Origin of the sequence: Faecalibacillus sp. MSK20_93, from assembly GCF_020589945.1 — a bacterium.
Classification (GTDB): Bacteria; Bacillota_I; Bacilli_A; order Erysipelotrichales; family Coprobacillaceae; genus Faecalibacillus; species Faecalibacillus intestinalis.
Genome location: NZ_JAJDKA010000102.1, coordinates 1 through 3,664, shown reverse-complemented (window position 1 = coordinate 3,664; position 3,664 = coordinate 1). Strand labels below are relative to the sequence as shown.

3 protein-coding genes and 2 pseudogenes are annotated in these 3,664 nt (G+C 29.1%); all 5 read right to left on the bottom strand.

The annotated features are described in order from the left end of the window. Positions 1-757: pseudogene (locus LJD34_RS15620) on the bottom strand (hypothetical protein); the annotation flags it as partial. 117 nt (positions 758-874) lie between these two features. Further along, a complete protein-coding gene (locus LJD34_RS15615) occupies positions 875-1,477 on the bottom strand; it encodes a hypothetical protein (RefSeq protein WP_227360330.1) in 603 nt (200 codons plus the stop codon). Between the two features lie 369 nt (positions 1,478-1,846). Then, positions 1,847-2,062 carry a hypothetical protein gene (locus LJD34_RS15610; protein ID WP_227360329.1) on the bottom strand — a complete coding sequence of 72 codons (216 nt, stop codon included), beginning with the start codon at positions 2,060-2,062 and terminating at the stop codon, positions 1,847-1,849. Positions 2,063-2,249: 187 nt separating this feature from the next. Next, positions 2,250-3,173, bottom strand: coding sequence for a glycosyltransferase (locus tag LJD34_RS15605; RefSeq protein ID WP_147580681.1), 924 nt, complete (start codon positions 3,171-3,173; stop codon positions 2,250-2,252). Between the two features lie 197 nt (positions 3,174-3,370). Next, positions 3,371-3,664: pseudogene (locus LJD34_RS15600) on the bottom strand (N-acetylmuramoyl-L-alanine amidase family protein); the annotation flags it as partial.

Sequence of the window (3,664 nt, the reverse complement as noted above, 5' to 3'; positions counted from 1 at the left end):
ACCATGATCCTTTATGCAACCATCCTGTTTGAATATAGCCACTATTATTTGCATAATAGTATGTTCCATCTGCTTGGATCCATCCTGTTTGCATAGCTCCTGATTGGTCAAAATAATATTGTTGATTTCCTACAGAAGCTAACCCTGTGACCATTTTTCCATCTTGGTCTAAATAATACCAAGGCCCTTTATGCAACCAACCTTTTTGAATATATCCACTATTATTTGCATAATAGTATGTTCCATCTGCTTGGATCCATCCTGTTTGCATAGCTCCTGATTGGTCAAAATAATATTGTTGATTTCCTACAGAAGCTAACCCTGTGACCATTTTTCCATCTTGGTCTAAATAATACCAAGGCCCTTTATGCAACCAACCTTTTTGAATATATCCACTATTATTTGCATAATAGTATGTTCCATCTGCTTGGATCCATCCTGTTTGCATGGCCCCTGATTGATTAAAGTAATATTGTTGATTTCCTACAGAAGCTAACCCTGTCACCATTTTTCCATCTTGATCTAAATAGTACCAATAATCCGTATGTAACCATCCTGTTTTCTTTTCACCATGATCATAATAATACCATTGATTCTCTTTATTCGTCCAACCAGATTCCATTACAGTCGACCCATCACTTGTATTTAATGTATCTGTATCTTCTTCCGCATTAACATTTATAATCGAAAAACATACAAATAAAATATTAATAAACGCTATTGATAAAGCAATATTTAATAATTTACCTTTTTTCATACAATCCCCCTCTTGTCTTACAATTGACATTATAACAAATACAAAAAAATAAACTAGTTATAATCTATAAAAAATAGAAAACCAGAAGCAGAGATTCTCTGTCTTCTGGTTAAATTTTTAATTGATCCAAACACCATTAGCATCAAAATGATTAACTACTCCATTAATTTCATAATCTCCTGTGACCATCTTACCTTCAACGTCTACATAATACCAGTTATTTCCTGATTTTACCCATTGAGCTGTAATTACACCACTAGATGCTGCATATAGTGCTCCTACAATTGCATTTCCATATGAATTACATTCTATTTTTCCTATATTAATACAATATCTTATTTCTTTTTTGTCTTTTTCTAATACGCCAGCAGCACCTGAAATTCCTCCAGCATACTCATTTCCTGTTATATGCCCTATATTTTCACAATTTATTATAGATGCTGTTCTATGATTTTCTCCAGTAATTCCTCCAATAATCTCGTTTCCCTTAATGTTACCTAAATTTATACATCGTTCTATATAGCCATGTCCATCAAATCCATCATTTTCTCCGGCAATTCCTCCAATTTGATTATTTCCAATAATCTCTCCTTCATTTACACAGTCTTTAATATATCCGTCTTCATTAAATCCTAAAATACCTCCAAGATAATCACAATCTTGAGTTGTTGCCTTTATCTGTGCTTTATTTTTGCAATGATTTACTGTTCTGCCATTCACTTGTCTTCCTACTATTCCAGCAATATCTCCTACATCATTACTTACACTAACAGAGCCATCAAACGAACACTGATTAATATCTCCTTCATTTACACTAGCAATTCCACCAATATATGAAACTCTATCACAATCAATATTAGCGTTTATTATATTTAAATTCTGAATTGTTCCAGAATTCCACGCAAATAATCCATAATAGTAATTATCATCATTAGGATTACTCTGTATAATGTTTAGATTTTTAATGGTATGATTATTCCCTTCAAATACGCCATAGAAATAATTTCCACCATAAAAAACATTTAGCTTTCTTTTTACATCCCCAATTGGATTCCAAAAATGTCCAGATAAATCAATATCAGAAATTGATTAATAATATTTATCTTTTTCTTCCTTTTCATTAACATTTTTTGCTAATAAAGCTAATTCAGAAGCATCTTTAATTAAATATGGAGATTCCTTTGTTCCATCACCAGCAACATATTCCTTAGCTGCATAATCAGTCCATACTCCCTGATATTCAATACTCGCTTCTTTTGCGCTTACTGATGATAACATAGTTATTGACATAACTAGAGATAACATAGTAATACACATTACTTTTAAAAATACTTTTCTTATGTTCTTCCCTCCCTATCTACAGTATATTACACATAAATATTCGTTTATATATTTTCAAACCAAACACCCCTTTTCCCTACTCAAATACAAAAAAGTAGTAATACTTTTTTGTATTACTACCCAATTTTTTAATCAATATTCTACTAATATATTATGAGTTTAAATAAACCATTACAAATCTAAATATTTTATCAAGATAATATTTAGAAGTAAAAAGTAATGCAATACCATTTGCTATAAATTGAATATATTGTTTCTCTTCTAAGTTATTTAATGCATTATTAAATCTCTCATTTCCTTTTAAATAATGCTTTGCATTTTTATCACTTAAATTCTTCTTTACATACGCCTTAGCTTCTTCTACTTCACTTACTTTTCCTTCACTATATTGTCTAGTAATGTATCTAGCAAATAAATATTGTTCAAATAAATTTGATCTTGATATACTATCCTTTGTCATTCTATATTTTAAAACACATTCATTCACATTAGAAATTTTAAATCCTTGAAGTATTGCTCTTAATGTAAAGTCATAGTCTTCACAAAGTGGCATATTTCTATAGCCATTTAACTTATCAAATACTTCTTTTTTACCAAACCATGTTGGATGAGAAATAACTTGATTATATTTAATACATTTTTTTATCTTTTTAAAATCAGTTGGAACTTTTTTTATTGAATAAATAGTATTTCCATCTTCATCGATCATTTGTGAAATTCCACCTATTAAATCAAAATCATTTTCTTCCAAATACTTCTTTTGATGTTCCATTCTATATAATTCAGAAATATCATCTGCATCCATTCTACAAATATATTTTCCTTCAGCAAGTTCAAGTCCTCTATTTAAAGTATTTGTTAGCCCCATATTTTTATCATTTATATAGAATTTAATACGTTCATCCTTACATACATAATCATTTATAAATGCTATATGTTCTTTATTATCTGGATTATCTAAAATAATAATAAATTCAAAATCATTATATGTTTGATTAATAATTGATTCTATGGACTGTTTTAAACATTCTATGCTTTCTTTATAAGTTGCCATAATAACACTTGTTTCTACCATTTAAATTTCTACTACTTTTTTACACAAATCTTTTTGTATAAAAAATTCCTTTCTATTAAATATATACATAATAAGTATATATTAAATTAACCTTTACAACAATAAATCATTCATATCTTGAATTATAAATATAACAGCTCAAAAATAATATAATAAATATTTCTGAGCTGCTTTCTACTAAATTGTAATGAATTAAATTATCCTAGCCAAACACCATTAGCATCAAAACGATAAACTACTGTATTGATTTTATAAACTCCTGTAACCATCTTTCCATTAGCGTCAACATAATACCAGTTATTTCCTGATTTTACCCATTGGGCACTAATTACGCCACTTGAAGCTGCATAGTAATATTCACCATTGATTTTAAACCATCCTGTTTGCATTAATCCGCTTTCTGCAAAGTAATATTTAGCTCCTGCAATCGTTTGGAATCCTGTTACCATTTTTCCATCTGCGTCTACATAGTACCAAGTATTTCCTGATCC

Bases quoted from the DNA above. Each gene is read 5' to 3' on its own strand.
- LJD34_RS15610 (WP_227360329.1), bottom strand. From the start codon at position 2,062: ATGTTATCTCTAGTTATGTCAATAACTATGTTATCATCAGTAAGCGCA.
- LJD34_RS15605 (WP_147580681.1), bottom strand. From the start codon at position 3,173: ATGGTAGAAACAAGTGTTATTATGGCAACTTATAAAGAAAGCATAGAA.